At 41.4% G+C, this 16866-nt stretch carries 17 protein-coding genes; 7 read left to right on the top strand and 10 right to left on the bottom strand.

Features of this window, described 5'->3' with window-relative positions; translation table 11 throughout:
* Positions 1–112 precede the first annotated feature (112 nt).
* Both ACQRBH_RS08595 and aroA read left to right on the top strand, forming a co-directional pair.
* Positions 113–1207, top strand: a complete 1095-nt coding sequence (locus tag ACQRBH_RS08595; protein WP_427761372.1) for a prephenate dehydrogenase/arogenate dehydrogenase family protein — start codon at positions 113–115, stop codon at positions 1205–1207.
* Positions 1197–2495 (top strand): 3-phosphoshikimate 1-carboxyvinyltransferase, encoded by a 1299-nt coding sequence (gene aroA, locus ACQRBH_RS08590; protein ID WP_427761371.1) that lies wholly within the window; start codon positions 1197–1199, stop codon positions 2493–2495. Before ACQRBH_RS08595 ends, aroA begins: the two co-directional genes overlap by 11 nt.
* Before the next feature lie 782 nt (positions 2496–3277).
* Here aroA and ACQRBH_RS08585 read toward each other — a convergent pair.
* From ACQRBH_RS08585 to ACQRBH_RS08550, 8 genes are all read right to left on the bottom strand, one after another.
* On the bottom strand, positions 3278–4450 hold the full coding sequence (locus ACQRBH_RS08585) for a SpoIIE family protein phosphatase (protein WP_427761370.1): 1173 nt from the start codon (positions 4448–4450) through the stop codon (positions 3278–3280).
* A 1-nt stretch (position 4451) separates the two neighbouring features.
* Positions 4452–6164 (bottom strand): [Fe-Fe] hydrogenase large subunit C-terminal domain-containing protein, encoded by a 1713-nt coding sequence (locus tag ACQRBH_RS08580; protein ID WP_427761369.1) that lies wholly within the window; start codon positions 6162–6164, stop codon positions 4452–4454.
* Complete coding sequence (locus ACQRBH_RS08575) at positions 6155–6406, bottom strand: (2Fe-2S) ferredoxin domain-containing protein (protein WP_427761368.1); 252 nt, start codon at positions 6404–6406, stop codon at positions 6155–6157. Before ACQRBH_RS08575 ends, ACQRBH_RS08580 begins: the two co-directional genes overlap by 10 nt.
* 397 nt (positions 6407–6803) lie before the next feature.
* A complete protein-coding gene (locus tag ACQRBH_RS08570) occupies positions 6804–8546 on the bottom strand; it encodes an NADH-dependent [FeFe] hydrogenase, group A6 (protein ID WP_427761367.1) in 1743 nt (580 codons plus the stop codon).
* Between the two features lie 15 nt (positions 8547–8561).
* Positions 8562–10352: an NADH-quinone oxidoreductase subunit NuoF gene (gene nuoF / locus ACQRBH_RS08565; protein WP_235231765.1), complete on the bottom strand. Its 1791-nt coding sequence runs from the start codon at positions 10350–10352 to the stop codon at positions 8562–8564.
* Positions 10353–10371: 19 nt separating this feature from the next.
* On the bottom strand, positions 10372–10746 hold the full coding sequence (locus ACQRBH_RS08560; protein ID WP_427742895.1) for a (2Fe-2S) ferredoxin domain-containing protein: 375 nt from the start codon (positions 10744–10746) through the stop codon (positions 10372–10374).
* Between the two features lie 18 nt (positions 10747–10764).
* Entirely contained in the window at positions 10765–11322 is a 558-nt protein-coding gene (locus ACQRBH_RS08555) for an ATP-binding protein (RefSeq protein WP_427742896.1), read from the bottom strand.
* Positions 11323–11324: 2 nt separating this feature from the next.
* On the bottom strand, positions 11325–11819 hold the full coding sequence (locus ACQRBH_RS08550) for a complex I 24 kDa subunit family protein (RefSeq protein ID WP_235231769.1): 495 nt from the start codon (positions 11817–11819) through the stop codon (positions 11325–11327).
* Positions 11820–12097: 278 nt separating this feature from the next.
* Here ACQRBH_RS08550 and ACQRBH_RS08545 point away from each other — a divergent pair, with 278 nt between their 5' ends.
* From ACQRBH_RS08545 to ACQRBH_RS08525, 5 genes are read left to right on the top strand one after another with little or no spacing between them, the layout of a single operon-like run.
* Complete coding sequence (locus tag ACQRBH_RS08545; RefSeq protein WP_235231771.1) at positions 12098–12442, top strand: DRTGG domain-containing protein; 345 nt, start codon at positions 12098–12100, stop codon at positions 12440–12442.
* Between the two features lie 4 nt (positions 12443–12446).
* Positions 12447–12869, top strand: a complete 423-nt coding sequence (locus ACQRBH_RS08540; protein ID WP_235231772.1) for an ATP-binding protein — start codon at positions 12447–12449, stop codon at positions 12867–12869.
* 19 nt (positions 12870–12888) lie between these two features.
* Positions 12889–14262, top strand: a complete 1374-nt coding sequence (locus ACQRBH_RS08535) for a [Fe-Fe] hydrogenase large subunit C-terminal domain-containing protein (protein ID WP_427761366.1) — start codon at positions 12889–12891, stop codon at positions 14260–14262.
* Positions 14263–14264: 2 nt separating this feature from the next.
* Positions 14265–14597, top strand: coding sequence for a DRTGG domain-containing protein (locus tag ACQRBH_RS08530; protein WP_427742899.1), 333 nt, complete (start codon positions 14265–14267; stop codon positions 14595–14597).
* Complete coding sequence (locus tag ACQRBH_RS08525) at positions 14594–15316, top strand: PHP domain-containing protein (RefSeq protein ID WP_427742900.1); 723 nt, start codon at positions 14594–14596, stop codon at positions 15314–15316. Before ACQRBH_RS08530 ends, ACQRBH_RS08525 begins: the two co-directional genes overlap by 4 nt.
* Here the strand turns inward: ACQRBH_RS08525 and ACQRBH_RS08520 are convergent.
* Entirely contained in the window at positions 15297–16058 is a 762-nt protein-coding gene (locus ACQRBH_RS08520; protein ID WP_427742901.1) for a Type 1 glutamine amidotransferase-like domain-containing protein, read from the bottom strand. The two genes, ACQRBH_RS08525 and ACQRBH_RS08520, sit on opposite strands and share 20 nt — an antisense overlap.
* Before the next feature lie 18 nt (positions 16059–16076).
* A complete protein-coding gene (yaaA, locus tag ACQRBH_RS08515; RefSeq protein WP_427761365.1) occupies positions 16077–16814 on the bottom strand; it encodes a peroxide stress protein YaaA in 738 nt (245 codons plus the stop codon).
* Positions 16815–16866 lie beyond the last annotated feature (52 nt).

Raw genomic sequence — 16866 nt, 5'->3', positions numbered from 1 at the left:
GTATTGACAAGTAATTGGGGACAGGGTAAAATGAATCGGGAACAGGGTAATTTTAATCTGGGACGGAGGAATTCTCATTTTCCCCCGTCCCCTCCCCCAAAGGAGGACTAACATGAAACATAAAATTGGTTTTGTCGGTCTGGGACTTATCGGTGGTTCTATCGCAAAAGCAATCCGGCAGTACTATCCTGAATATGAAATTGTCGCTTTTGATAAAAATAAGGAAACTTTGGCACTGGCAACCCAGGAATCTATTATTGATGTAGCTGCAACTACTATTGATGATAACTTCAATCATTGTAATTACATCTTTTTATGTACACCAGTATCTTTTAATACAGCCTATCTGAAGCAGTTAACCAATTATCTGCATGAAGATTGTATTCTTACGGATGTTGGCAGTGTAAAGTCGAGTATCCATAAGGAAGTAGAGGCTCTTGGCATTGAAGAATATTTTATCGGCGGCCATCCTATGGCTGGTTCTGAAAAAAGTGGTTTTATCAATTCTAAAGCTATGCTGATTGAAAATGCATATTATGTGCTGACTCCAACCAGGAAGGTATCGCAGGAAAAGATAGATGCCTATGTCAAGTTTGTTGAAAGTCTGCGTTCTATCCCGATTATACTGGATTATCAGGAACATGATTATGCGACCGGAACAATCAGTCATCTGCCACATATCATTGCTTCTACACTGGTCAATTTTGTCCGGGATACGGATACAGAAAATGAATTAATGAAGAATATTGCTGCCGGAGGATTTAAAGATATTACTCGAATTGCTTCTTCTTCACCGACTATGTGGCAGCATATCTGTTTAAAAAACAAAGAGAATATTTCTCATATTCTTGGAGAATATATACATTCACTTGAAAAAGCAAAAATGCTGATCGACCAGGAAGATGAACATGCACTGTACAATATGTTTGATTCATCCAGAAATTACCGTAATTCTATCCCGGATGTGTCTGCCGGTCCGATCAAGAAAACATTTGCTGTCTATTGTGATATTATTGATGAAGCAGGCGGAATCGCTGCCATTGCTACAATTCTTGCATCCAACAATCTGAACATCAAGAATATTGGAATCGTAAATAACAGAGAATTTGAAGAAGGGGTTCTGCGTATAGAATTCTACGACGAAGGTTCTTCCAAAAAAGCCGCAGAATTATTGCAGAAATTCAGGTATATTGTTTATGAGCGTTAAAAAGATTAATCCAACTACCAATTTAAAAGGAAAAATTCATATACCGGGAGATAAGTCTATCTCTCATCGTTCCGTTATGTTTGGTTCTATCGCCCTTGGCACTACGGAAATCACCCATTTTCTAAATGGCGCAGATTGTCTATCTACCATTGACTGTTTTCGAAAACTTGGCGTCGATATCGAACAACGCCCAGATTGTATTCTGGTTCACGGAAAAGGACTGCATGGTCTGTCAGCTCCCGCTGATATATTAAATGTAGGGAACAGCGGAACAACCACTCGTTTAATGTCCGGCATTCTGGCTGGGCAAGACTTTACTTCTGTGATGTCTGGCGATGATTCTCTGAATTCTCGTCCCATGGGCAGAATCATGAAACCATTGAACAGTATGGGAGCTCATATTACCAGTATTCACGGAAATAATTGTGCTCCTTTAAAAATAGAGCCGGGCAATCTGCATGGTATTGACTATCAATCACCCGTTGCATCTGCACAGGTTAAGTCTGCCGTCCTTCTGGCAGGACTTTACGCAGACGGTACCACTTCTGTTACCGAACCTGCTTTGTCTCGTAATCATACAGAACTCATGTTAAAGAGTTTTGGCGCAGACATTTCTTCCATTCAACATACCGACGGAACTGCCACTGCACATATTGCTCCATGCAAAGAATTATATGCACAAAAAATACAAGTCCCTGGAGACATCTCTTCTGCAGCATATTTTATCGCAGCCGCACTTTTAGTCCCAGGCTCAGAACTTCTGATCCAAAATGTAGGCATTAATCCGACCCGTGCCGGCATTTTAGAAGTATGCCAGAACATGGGGGCTGACATTACTTATCTGAATCAGAAAAATGCCGGTGGTGAACCAACTGCTGACCTTTTAGTCAAATACAGTCATCTCCACGGAACCACTATTAAAGGCAGCATGATTCCCACACTAATTGATGAAATTCCAATGATTGCCGTAATGGCTGCACATGCCGAAGGTACTACAGTGATTAAGGATGCTGCTGAATTGAAAGTAAAAGAAACCAATCGGATTGATACCGTCACAGAAGGACTAAAAGCCATGGGCGCTGAGATAACTCCAACCGATGACGGCATGATCATTGAAGGCGGAACATCTCTTACCGGTGCCCACATCCAAAGCTATCTCGATCATCGAATCGCCATGGCATTTGCAATTGCAGGCCTTACCGCACAAGGAGAGACAATCATTGAAAACAGCCAGTGTGTAGATGTATCATATCCCGAATTCTTTACAACACTGGAATCTCTCCAATAGGAATTTAGATTAGTTAGTTGGTAATTGGAAGGTGTACGGCGAGAGGACGGATGGGATGGTTGCCATTGCGGAGTCCTTCGCTAAGAATCCATAACAGGAAAAGAAGCAGATATTTTGTGACCAGGCTGATTCACCCCGAAATCCTGATGATTTCGAGGCTCAGCAGCCTTCTCAGATTTGGCTTGAGGCCAAATCATCGCACAAAATATCTGCTTCTTTTCCCATAACGGATTCTATCGCTTGTCCAACGAATGGCAGCCATCCCATCCATCTTCTCGCCTGACATCACCCAAATCCGCAACTTCCTCATCCGGGAGAATTCCTGCGCGTTATGCAGAGGGAAAGATCATAACAAAGATATGTCAAAAAATTGGCAGAATAACTAACTGATTCTTCCATTGAAATAATGATAAATAGTATAAAACATCGCTCCCCATTGCGCTTCGCGCTAGGAATTTCTCCAGATGAGTTCGTTCAGTAATTGGGAATGTCAGGCGCGAGGAAGCTTGGTAGGTTGGTTGCTATCCGTCTATCCAAGCGTTAGAATCCGTTGCAGAAAAAAGAGCCGCCATTTCGTGTGAGAATTTGACCTCAAGTCAAATTCGAAAGGACTGCTGAATCGAGAAATTACCCAAATTTCTCGGTGAATCAGTCCGGTCACGAAATTGCAGCTCTTGTTTCTGTTATGGATTCTCAGCGAAGGATACCGGATAGCAACCAGCCTACCAAGCTCCCTTGCGCCGTACACTTCTCAATCACCAACGAACTCATCTAAATTCCCATCAATAATATTGTACATGTACATTTTTCCCTAGATGTTCTACGCATTCTTTTAACTGTTCCACCAGATTCATCCTGACGCTCAGATTGAAAGGCAGATTGGAATTCTGATGCGCCACATTCATGGCTTTTCCTACGAACAGATTAAGTTCTGTACATTCTTCGATAATATATTTTGCCAGTTTTGCCGCTCCATTATCTGCATCGAGTTCTTCGAAGAATAATTCGTCAAATGCATCCTGTTCGTATCGTTTTAATAATCCCAAGGCTTTCCCTATCGTAAGCACACCTTCCGTTACAAGGTCAAGACCTTCTATCGTTGCTGTTGGCGGAACTGTTGGATCTGCATAATTTAACGAGGTTATAATCTCTTTTTTCAGTACTCTGGCTATGATATTCGCACTGGTACCTCCGCAGACAATCTTTTTACCTTCCTGTGCCATAAAATCACGCACCACACGCTCATCGTCTTCTTTATGTGTAGGTGGTCCGGTAAAGATGTTAATAATCCGGCGTTCGATGACCCTTGCAACTGCAACGGTTGTATCGTCCCCTGGTTTCTGCCCATACAGATCATCACATGCCTGACTTAGCATGGCGGCAAGGCGTGAAGCTGACAATGTCTGCTTTGTACATTTCAGCGTATATTCCGCCATATTTTCCCAGGTCCATCCAAAATTCAGTAATTCCCCGACTCCTGCATAGATAACACCATCACTCATGAGTACAAAACAGTCTTTTAGCTGCACTTGAAAACGATACTCTCGAATGGTCTTTCCTTCTATCACTCTTTCTTTATAAGGATAATTTACAATCTTTCCATCTCTTACAAATACACACAGCGGGTTATCATATTCTACCAGATATGCTTCTCCATTGTGGAAAATCTGCAAAATACTAAAGGTTGCATATGCTACTTCTCTGACTTTACAGACTGGTAAGGTCTTAGCAATGGTATCGACACATGCATCAATAGAAGCACCTTCCAAAAACATTGTCCCAAGGATCTTGGAAGTCAGAGTCGCAAGGATGTTCGCTTTTACACCGCTACCCATTCCATCTGCAAGAATCACGATTTCTGAATCTTCTGTCGACAACACTTCCACCTTGTCTCCACATAGTTCTTCGTGGTGTTTATTCAGACTTTTCCAAGATATATCTACACTTACACTCATCTTACTCTTCCTCTTCAAACAGAATTGAATCTCTCAGTTTTGACAAGGTCACTTTCGTCTCAGCAGTAGTCTCACCCAAAAGGCCGGCAATCTCCTGCGCCACCATCATCTGTTTATCAATAACTTTCTGTGCCATCTCTACTGTTTCCATTTTCAGGTTATAATGCTGTATTTTTGCTTTTTCTTCCCTGGTAATATCCTGATATGTCACAAGTACAGATTCCAGACTATTAATATAAATAATCGTCTCAACGACCATTAATTGCACAGACTCCAAATTGATTTTCTTGCGGATGATCTGTTGTTTTGTTCGCAATACTTCCTCAATATCCTGTGCATCAACAAATTCAAAAATGTATCGTTCCAAGGCTTCTTCTCTTGAAACCCCCAGCATCTCCTGTGCTTTTTTATTACATTCACGTATTCTGAGATCTTTATCCACAATCATAATCATATTCGGCGTTACATCCATAACTACATTGGACATAGATTCTGCCTGGGCAACCGCATATGGCAGACACATGCCGATTTCTGCTTTTTTCTGATATACTGCCACAGCTTTTGCACGACATGTCGGGTATCCACATGCCCCACAATTCAGTTCATCTTCTTTGGTATATTTTCCCATAGCATGAAGAACTTCTTTCATCTCCTGGTCCGAAGGCTTTTGATCTTCTACATGGCGATCCTTGAATATCTTATGCATATCTATCGCACTTCCATCGATTTCTGTTGCTTCTTCTCGATATGCCACCTGGTCTTCCACATCCATCTTGGCACGAATCAACGATTGATTCCATTTGTCAGAAGCAGGTCCTTTGACACACCCACCTTCACAGACATTCACTTCGAAAAAGCTATGCTGAATGTCACCTTTTTTCAATTCATCAAAAAGTTCCATGCAAGCTTTCAACCCATCAATATGTATTTTATAATAATTATCTTCTATCGAACTTGCCCGGACCGATTGAATAATACCGCCGCTGATTGGATAGAGCTGATTAACTTTGGGATTTGGATTGCCCATAGGTTTATTCTCACACTGATGTACATCTATTCCTTCTGCTTTCCACCACTTTACGATTTCTTCAAATGTCAGGATCGCGTCAATTGCTCCGCGAACACGCTCATCCCCTATAGCTTCTTCTTTCTTTGCAATACAAGGTCCTAAAAAGACAACTTTCACATCCTCACCATAGATATGCTTGATCAACCTTCCATGTGCAATCATTGGAGAAACTACCGGAGCCATCATCGGCACAAGCTCTGGATAATACTTTTCAATCAAATCATTGACACTGGGACAGCAAGTTGTAATGATATTCGTCATCTCCCCTGCTTTTAACAATTTCCAATATTCTCTGGTCACCAGTGCAGCTCCTTCTGCCGTCTCTCGCACTTCATAAAATCCTAATCTTTGCAACGCATCAACGATTTGTCCCGGTTTATCATATTCAAGGACTCCAAGATAGGACGGAGCAATAGATATGATCGTCTTCATCCCTTGGCGAAGATATCCTTTGACACGCTCCATGTCACTGGCAAATGTCTTCGCATTTTGTGGACATACCTCCAGACAATGTCCACAATTAATACAATGGTTCTTCATGATATGTGCCTGTTCATTCTCTACTGAGATTGCTTTTACTTCACAGTAGCGCACACACTTGTAACAATGTTTACAACTTGCATCTTTAAAATCAATTACCCGCACGTTTCAGCCTCCTTCAGTATCACCTCATGAAAGAAATCTTCTGCATCTTCTGGCTTTACATGATAGATTCTGTCTTTAATCTTGATACTGACCCCCTTAGAACATGCTCCCATACAGAACGAGCCGCTCAATTCAATATCAACCTTTTTCTCATATTCCTTGACCAGACTGGTCAGCGTCTCAATTACATCTCTTGATCCACGCACATGGCAAGAACTTCCAATACATATCAGAACCTTCATAATTACCTCCTTTCACTTCGACCACTCCGTGCTCTCAGTGTTCGTTGCTTCTGCACATCTACGCTCCGAACGCCACTTCGACCACTCCGTGCTCTCAGTGTTCGTTGCTTCTGCACATCTACGCTCCGAACGCCACTTCGACCACTCCGTGCTCTCAGTGTTCGTTGCACTCACATGCTTCCGCGAGAAAAGCCATGCACTTGCGAGCAGTCGCATGGCTTTCTGCACGGAAGCGCGTTCGTCGCTATGCGTTCATTATATCATTTTTGGGGGGAAAATGGAATTGTCGGGGAGTATTTGCTTTGATTTCATTTTTATTCTTTTATGTATATATAGAAAAAGAGATTTGGCACCAAATCATAGTGCCAAATCTCTCTAATTATTTTATAAATTCTATTTAATTAATACTTCTCTTTACATAACTTGTATGTAAGGTCTCATGCGCTTTATGGCTTCCTGGCTCTCCAAGATACTCTTCATAAAGCTTCTTAATTGCCGGATTCTCGTGTGACTTACGAATCGGTTTTGCAGCATCGTTCTTATACAATACGCTTGCACGGATACCGCGTACATCAGTAAAGTTGCGTACCTCACCAGATACCTGCGGCTGTCCGCCTCCGTTAACACATCCGCCAGGGCATCCCATGATCTCAATGAACTGGTAATCTGCTTCACCGGATTTTACTTTATTCAGAAGTTCTCTTGCATTGCCAAGGCCGGATGCAACTGCAACTTTCACATCCATGCCTGCCACATTATAAGAAGCTTCTTTGATACCCTGTGTTCCACGAACATCTGTAAATTCAAGATTTGCCAGTTCTTCTCCAGTCAGAACTTCAACCGCTGTACGAAGAGCAGCCTCCATAACACCACCAGTTGCACCAAAGATAACACCTGCACCTGTAGACTCTCCCATCGGATCATCGAAATCCTCATCCGGAAGTGCGGTAAAGTCAATACCACAGCGTTTGATCAGTCTTGCAAGCTCTCTTGTAGTAATCGCGATATCTACATCAGGTACCCCTGCTGCATTCTGATCATCTCTTCCGATCTCAAATTTCTTAGCAGTACATGGCATAACACTGACAGATACAATCTTCTTAGGATCAATTCCTTCTTTTTCAGCGAAATAGGTCTTCAGCATTGCACCAAACATCTGCTGTGGTGATTTACAGCTTGACAGATTCTCTGTCATATCCGGGAAGTAATGCTCACAGTATTTGATCCATCCTGGAGAACAAGAGGTAATCATCGGAAGAACGCCGCCATTCTTGATACGATCAAGCAGTTCTGTTGCCTCTTCCATAATTGTAAGGTCTGCTGCCCAGTCTGTATCGAATACTTTATCAAATCCAATTCTGCGCAGAGCTGCTGCCATCTTACCTTCTACATCAGTTCCCATTGGATATCCGAATTCTTCACCAAGACCTGCACGAACAGATGGTGCTGTCTGAACAACTACATATTTTTCCGGATCTGCAATCGCATCAATGATCTGCTTCGTGTAATCTTTCTCATATAATGCACCTGTTGGACAGACAGCAATACACTGACCACAGGATACACAACTGGTCTCACCCAGCCCCATGCCAAATGGAGAGCCGATCATAGTAGCAAATCCTCGATTATTAGTACCGATTACGCCAATTCCCTGTACTTTCTCACATGTTGCAACACACCGACGGCATAAGATACATTTATTATTATCACGAACCATATGTGCTGCGGAATCATCCAGTTCATAATGATTCATAGCACCTTTGTAATAATCTTCATCATCTACGCCATATTCACGGCATAACTGCTGCAGTTCACAGTTACCGCTTCTGACACAAGACAGACATTTTTTCTCATGGTTAGAAAGTAAAAGCTGTAATGTCTTCTTTCTGGATTCGATCAGTTTCGGAGTATTCGTATATACTTCCATTCCTTCATTGATCGGATATACACAGGCTGCCACCAGGTTTCTGGCGCCTTTTACTTCAACCACACACATACGGCATGCGCCGATTTCATTAATTTCTTTTAAATAGCACAAGGTAGGTATTTTAATTCCTGCAAGATGTGCTGCTTCAAGGATAGTAGAACCTGCAGGAGCTGATACATCAAGGCCATTAATTTTAAGATTAATATTTTCCATATTCTCCATCCTCCATTACTCTTTATAAATAGCACCGAAACGACATTTTTCCATACAAGCTCCACATTTTACACACTTATCTGGATTGATGACATGTGGTTCTCTTACTGTACCGGAAATAGCATCATTCGGACAGGTTCTTGCACACAAAGTACATCCCTTACATTTATCTGCGTCAATCTTATATGTAAGAAGTGCTTTACAAACGCCTGCCGGACATTTCTTATCTACAATATGTGCAACATATTCATCTCTAAAGTAACGTAAGGTTGAAAGTACCGGGTTCGGAGCTGTCTGACCGAGAGCACACAGTGAATTTGACTTCAGATGTGCTGCCAGCTCTTCCAGCTTATCCAGATCTTCCATAGTTCCCTGACCATTGGTAATCTTCTCTAGAATCTCTAACATACGTCTGGTTCCGATACGGCATGGAGCACATTTTCCGCAAGATTCATCTACTGTGAATTCCAAGAAGAATTTTGCGATATCAACCATACAGGTATCTTCATCCATTACGATCAATCCACCAGATCCCATCATTGATCCGATTGCAATCAGGTTATCATAATCGATTGGAACATCGAAGTGTTCTGCCGGAATACATCCGCCGGAAGGTCCTCCGGTCTGTGCTGCTTTGAACTTCTTACCGTTTGGAATACCTCCGCCGATTTCTTCTACGATCTCGCGAAGTGTTGTTCCCATTGGAATCTCAACAAGACCTGTATTTTTAACTTTTCCACCAAGAGCAAATACTTTGGTTCCTTTAGATTTCTCTGTTCCCATGGATGCAAACCAATCCGCACCATTTAAAATGATCTGAGGAATGTTTGCCAGAGTCTCAACATTGTTCAAAATTGTCGGTTTCTGGAACAGACCCTTTAATGCAGGGAATGGCGGACGCGGACGAGGTTCTCCTCGATTACCTTCAATAGAAGTCATAAGCGCTGTCTCTTCTCCACACACGAATGCTCCTGCACCAAGACGAAGCTCAATATCAAAATCAAATCCTGTATCAAAAATATTTTTTCCTAACAGGCCATATTCTCTTGCCTGTTTAATTGCGATATTTAGACGCTCAACTGCGATCGGATACTCAGCACGTACATAGATATATCCCTGAGATGCTCCGATTGCATAGCCGGCAATTGCCATTGCCTCTAATACTACATGCGGATCTCCTTCCAGAACGGAACGATCCATAAATGCACCCGGGTCTCCTTCGTCAGCATTACAACAGACATACTTCTGATCTGCAGCATTTGCAGCAGCAAATTTCCATTTCAATCCAGTCGGGAATCCTGCTCCGCCACGTCCGCGAAGTCCGCTGTCCAGAATGATCTGGATAACCTCTTCCGGTTTCATCGTTGTAAGGACTGTACCAAGAGCTTCATATCCACGGGTTCCAATATATTCTTCAATATTTTCCGGATTAATAACACCACAGTTACGAAGTGCAACTCTGTGTTGCTTCTTATAGAACTGTGTTTCCTGCAGTGGAAGAATCTCTTCACTGCTCTTTACTGTCTCATCATAAAGAAGACGTTTTACAACTCTTCCTTTTAAGAGGTGCTCGGATACAATTTCCGGAATATCTTCTTCCTTTACCATTGCATAAAAAGAGCCTTCCGGATATACAATCATAATTGGACCTAATGCACACAAACCGAAACAACCTGTCTTAACAACACCAACTTCATTCTCTAATCCGTTTTTCTTAATCTCTTCTACAAGTCTTTCTCTGATCTTCTGGCTGCCTGAGGAAGTACATCCTGTTCCACCACATACCAAAACGTGCGAACGATACATAGACCTATACCTCCTTTACTTATAATTGCTGCGCCCCTAATGTGTATTTTGTAACGACCTGTCCCTTCTTCAGATGAAGTTCAAATACCTCCATCGCTTTCTCAGGATTCATCTTCACATAAGTTACTTTTTCTTTTCCTGGTTCCAATACTTCAACAATTGGCTCATACTGGCATAATCCAATACATCCTGTTGGAGTCACACTAATCTTATCCGTCAAATATTCCTTCTGCACTGCATCTGATAGAGCCGTAAGCACCGGTCTTGCACCACTTGCAATTCCACAAGTCGCCATACCAACAACGACTCTGGTCTGTGTCTCACTTTCAGAGCGGACACCGACTTTTCCTTGATTTTTTTCTCTTATTGCTTTTAATTCTTCCAGAGATTTCATACCTTTCCTCCCTTTACGTCATAATGTTTTCCCGTCATCCACTTCTGCCTTATTCGTATCCAGATATTCCCGAATAAACTGAGACACTTCAGCATCTTTGAACGACAAGCCGCCTAATATATTCTTCATTTCCTTTGTATCAAGCACAAATCCTTTACCGTCATATTCATATTTATAATGAAAATCAATTGATTCATTGAATACTACCAGTGTATAAATAGTCGAATTAATGTCACCCAACGGCATCCTGTCAATATGAGACAATCCAAATACTGCCTTTACACAGGTGCCTTCCTGTTCCTTCGAGCAAATCGAAAAGCTTCCCCCGGTACTCTCAGCTGCCTGTTTAAAAAAAGGAATACCAAGGCCAACTCTACGGGTCGTTCTTGTCGTGTAGAAAGGGTCCGTCACCTTTTTCACTTGCTCCTCACTCATTCCACATCCATTATCAATTACCGATACTTCAAGAATGTCCTTTTCTGTATTTGCTATGACACTAATCTCTATGTAGCTGGCTCCAGCACGCACAGAGTTTTCTGTAACATCCAGAATATTCAATGCAATTTCTGTCATCATATCTATTCATATTTGGCCAGAATATCATCAATATCATCTACTGTAAGCCGGCCGTATACTTCATCATTAACCATCATGACTGGTGCCAGTCCGCAGGCTCCTACACAACGACAGGCATCCAGGGAAAATTTACCATCTGGAGTACATTCTCCTCCTACGATTCCCAGTTTTTCCATCAGCTTATTGTAAATATCACCAGAACCTTTTACATAGCAAGCTGTACCAAGACAGACAGATATACGATAACGTCCTTTTGGGTTCAAGTTAAACTGAGAATAGAATGTGGCAACTCCATAGATCTTCTCTAATGGAATACCCGTTTCATCAGAAATGATTGTCTGAACCTCAATAGGCAGATATCCATAAATATCCTGAGCCCTTTGCATAATCGGCATCAAGGAACCTTTTTCGTCTTTCAGTTCATGAATCATCTCTAACAGTTCTTTTTTTTGTTCTTCCGTTCCATTGAACTGAACTGTAGATTTTTTAGAAAGCATTCTCTTTTACCTCCCTTAGTTATTGTCAAATTTTGTCGTTTTCACCAGAAAACTCATTTCATTTTTTCATTCTAGCATACAAATTTCCAAAAATCTATAGCTTTTTCTCATGTAATTTAGTTAATTTTCCGACAGCTTCGTTTGTTATTTCACTATCATATTGTTAAAATATTTTCAATTTTAGAAACCATTTTTTGTGTATTTTGTACAATTTCATGGTTGAATTCATCTTTTTGCAATGCTATACTAAAATAAATCTATCCATTCGGGAGGTATTTATGACAATCGAAAGAATAAAAACTTTGTTAGATGCGGATGTTCTTTATGGCAATAATTGTCTGGACAGTGAAGTACATTATGCTTTCTCATCCGATATGATGAGTGATGTCCTTGCCTACGCCGATGAACACTCCGCCTTAATTACTGGTCTGTGTAATCCACAGGTCGTACGGACCGCCGAGATGCTTGACATTGTCTGTATTATATTTGTAAGAAATAAAATCCCAGACTCCAACATTCTGACTCTGGCAGAAGAAAAAGGGATTGTCATACTCTGTACACGCCACGACATGTTCACATCATGTGGCATACTATACAGCAATGGATTACTTGGAGGTGTATAACTTCATGTGTGAAAAACTTGTATTTAATTACGTTATCTCTGGAGATGACTTCACACGCGCCGGGGAAGCCAGCAGTGATGTAAAAAACAAACTAAAAGTGATGGGAATCGACAATAATGTGATACGCAAGGTCGCAATTGCTATGTATGAAGGTGAGATCAACATGGTCATTCATGCCAATGGCGGCACGATCAAGGTCGAGATCGCACCAGATAATATTCGCATGATCCTTGCAGATGTTGGCCCAGGGATTGCGGATATTGATAAAGCAATGGAACAGGGATATTCCACTGCACCGGAAGAGGTTCGCGCTCTTGGCTTCGGTGCTGGAATGGGACTCCCCAACATGAAGAAATACTCAGATTACATGAACATTGACTCAACGATAGGAGTAGGCACTACAGTCACCATGGATGTGCATTTTTAAACTGTAGGGAGGGAAACTTTTGAACAAATTCATTAATTCTGTACAACTGGATAAAAAAGCCTGCACAGGGTGTATCAACTGCATTAAATACTGTCCTACCCAAGCCATACGCGTACAGAATGGGAAGGCAAAGATCAACCCGAAATTTTGCGTAGATTGCGGCCGTTGCCTCAGGTATTGTCCACATCACGCAAAAGTGGCAATCTATGATTCCGTTGACGAAATCAAAAAATACAAATATACGGTTGCTCTACCAGCACCTTCACTCTACTCACAATTTAATAATCTTAAGAACATTGATATTGTACTGAATGCCCTGCTTTCCATGGGCTTTGATGATGTTTTTGAGGTCAGCGCTGCCGCCGAACTTGTCTCTGAAGCTTCTCACGCATATATTCAGGAACATATTGATGAAGCACCTTTCATCAGCACCGCATGCCCTACCATTGTAAGAATCATTCGTGTGAAATTCCCAACGCTGATTCCAAGGCTTCTCCCATTAAAGCCACCCGTAGAAGTCGCTGCAGAAATTGCACGAAAAAGAGCTATAGGAAAAACAGGTCTGAACTCGGAAGATATTGGCATTTTCTTTATCTCTCCATGCCCATCAAAAGTAACTTATGTAAAATCGCCTTTGGGTATTGAGAAAAGCGAAATTGATAAAGTCCTTGCAATAAAAGAAGTATATCCTATTTTACTGGAGCACATGACACACGATGAATCTACGTTAAAGCCCCTGTCTGAGTCTGGGCGGATCGGAATCGGCTGGAGCAACGCAGGTGGCGAATCCAGTGGATTGCTTACCGACAATTATCTGGCCTGCGATGGTATCATGAGTGCTTTAAGAGTATTAAGTGATCTGGAAGACGAAAAATTCCACGGTCTTAAATTTGTAGAATTAAATGCATGTAACGGTGGATGCGTAGGCGGTTCTCTGACCGTTGAAAATCCCTACATCGCTACTGCAAAATCCAAGAAGCTACATAGGAATCTCCCAGTTTCAAGATCCCATATCAAGGATTTTGAAGGACTTGATTACCACTGGTCTACCTACGTTGAATATGAACCTGTATTCCGCTTGGGCAAGTCTTTCCGCGAAAGTTTTGAAATGATGGGGTTAATCGAAGAATTGACAGAGCAGCTCCCCGGTCTTGACTGTGGCTCCTGCGGTGCACCGACATGCCGTGCACTGGCAGAAGATATTGTACGGGGAAATGCAACGAAAAATGACTGTATCTATTCTTTCCACGAATATATCGGCACTTTATCAAAAGACATCTCTTCTATGATGTCTTCTCTGGAGAAAAGCGTTGATAAAGATGAAGATACCATGCGTATGCTAAAGGATTATATATTAAAACTGACATCCGAAATCGAGAAAAAGGAGCAATGATTATGAAAACTATTCAGTCACTGATCGACTCAGGAATCTTCACACTTTGTACGGTTGGAGATTCTTCCAGAACAATATCCAAAATATTTTGCTGTGATCTTCTGAGCATTGCCATGAGTAAGGCACCTGCCGAAAGTGCATGGGTCACTGTCATGGGAAATAAAAATACAATTGCTGTTGCTTCTCTGACCGACGTTTCCTGCATTATACTGGCAGAAGGAATTACTTTTTCTGAAGAAGACCTTTCCTGTGCAGAAAAAGAGGGGATTACCGTCTTTTCAACTGATCTTCCCATCTTTGATGCCGCACTTAAATTACAGGAGTTATTACCATGATGCCCCTGTACTACGATCTGCACTTGCATTCTTGTCTGTCTCCCTGTGGTGATGATGACATGACACCCGCCAATCTTGTAGGCATGGCTGCTGTCAAGGGACTCGACGTAATCGCATTGACAGATCATAATTCATGCAAAAATTGTCCTGCTGCAATGAAACATGGGGAAGAATATGGCGTAATCGTGATTCCCGGAATGGAACTTACTACTGCCGAAGAGGTTCATGTTGTCTGCCTGTTTCCGGATCTGGAAAGTGCAATGTCCTTTGACGCATATATCTACGAACATATTCTTCCGATTAAAAACCGAGAAAATATATTCGGGAAACAACAGATCATGAATGAATTCGATCAAGTCATCGGACAAGTTGACCGGCTTCTGATCAGCGCTACTGACATATCTTTTGATCATGTATTCTCATTGGTAGAATCCTATCATGGAATTGCATATCCCGCTCATATTGATAAATCTACAACGAGCTTGCTGTCAAATCTCGGCTTTGTTCCTCCAGACAGCACATTTTCCTGTGCAGAAATTAACAATTTTGACCATCTCCATCGCATACAAAAAGAGCATCCCTACTTTTTAAATTGTAACATAATCAGTAGTTCCGATGCTCATTATCTTATAGATATCAATGAACCTTATTATCAGATTCATTCAGAATCCCGCAAGATTCCTCATATATTGAATAGTCTTATTCACCGGAATAATTAATTCCGGTGAATCTTATCCTTTGACCTTGTTCACAGATCTGCGTAATCTCCCCATCTTGTATCAGGTAAGCTTCCCCGTATATTGTCGTATTGTCGTCCTCACACAACACATAACTTCCATCTACCAGTGCATAAAATCTATTTCCCATACTGTCAGGACAGGTAATATCTTCTATTATCCGCTTTCCATCCAGCATATGTTCTCTAACTTCCTGATAATGAGGCAAAATCATCAGGTCTGTTAACCCCAGTCCTTCCATATATCTCTGATACTCTGGATCTTCTGATTCTCCTTCCAACTCCGGCTGTGCATATACGATTCTGGCACAATTCATACTTCCGGCACTGATTCCCATAACAATTCCCGAAAATCCACAGAGTAATTCTTTTAACCCCAATTCTCTAAAGAATGCATTTTGTGTTGGAACATGACCGCCTCCTAAGATCAATATATCACTCTCCTGGATCAGCCACTGGATATCCTGTGCATTCCTGCTGTCACACACCGCAATATCTGCAAGGGACAGCCCTGCATATTCAAATGCCATTCCAAAAGTATCGCACATCTCATCATTCATCTCATAATTTTCAGGGTCTGCACTGATAATCAGACACTGCGAATTCTCGTTCCATCCATCAGACAGATTCTTTACAAATTCATTTTCCTCATTCCATTGACACGGAATATCTATCCCTTCCTGTTCACACGGACAACAGGGACTGCTTGTCAAAAATACTCTCATAATAATCTTCTCCGCTTATTATCTAATAAATACCATCTTATGTTCATCAGAATATTCTTCTGTAAAATGATAATCAAGCCTGTCAAAAGTACTCATATCTTCTACACATTCTATCTGATGTTCCGCCATAAAACGCACCATCTCACCTCTTGCCATCTTGGCATACGTTCCTTTTTCCTTCACCTTGCCGCCAATCAGTTCCCCAAACACAATTTCAATCATAGAAACATTTTCCGGCAAATAACGACTTATGCATTTGCTGTATTCTTTGGAAGCCAGATTTATAACCACATCCGTTCCTTCACAGACTTTTCTGGCAATCTTATCTCCCCAGAATTCATATAGATTGTACGGTTCTTTCTGAAATCTTGCCTGCATCTCCAGGCGATATGGAACCACTCCATCTAATGGATTTAAGACACCATAAAATCCCGACAAAATTCTCAAATGTTCTTCCAGATAATCCCATGAAGTCTGATCCAGTACGGCAGGTGCCATATATTGATATTGAATTCCCTCGTATGCAAGAATTGCCGGAGTCAGGTATGTATCCAGTTTCATATTCTGAAAACGTTCATAATTCAAAGAAGCAATCTTATCATTACAATTCCAAAGTTCTTTCGCTTCCTGATAAGATAAACTCTGTATCACATTTCGCAGATACTCTGTCTCTTCCATGAAGCACGGTACTCGGCTTACTGCTATAGAATCATTGTCTATTACCATTTTTTTTGCCGGTGATATTATAATCTTCATAGTATCCTCCTCTGCTTTCTATGATTATTATACATATTTTTCTCTCAAAAGT

Source organism: Bariatricus sp. SGI.161 (assembly GCF_050313695.1).
Lineage (GTDB): Bacteria > Bacillota > Clostridia > Lachnospirales > Lachnospiraceae > JAFBIX01.
The sequence above is the reverse complement of the archived record's forward strand: the minus strand, read 5'-3'. Positions and strand labels throughout refer to the sequence as shown.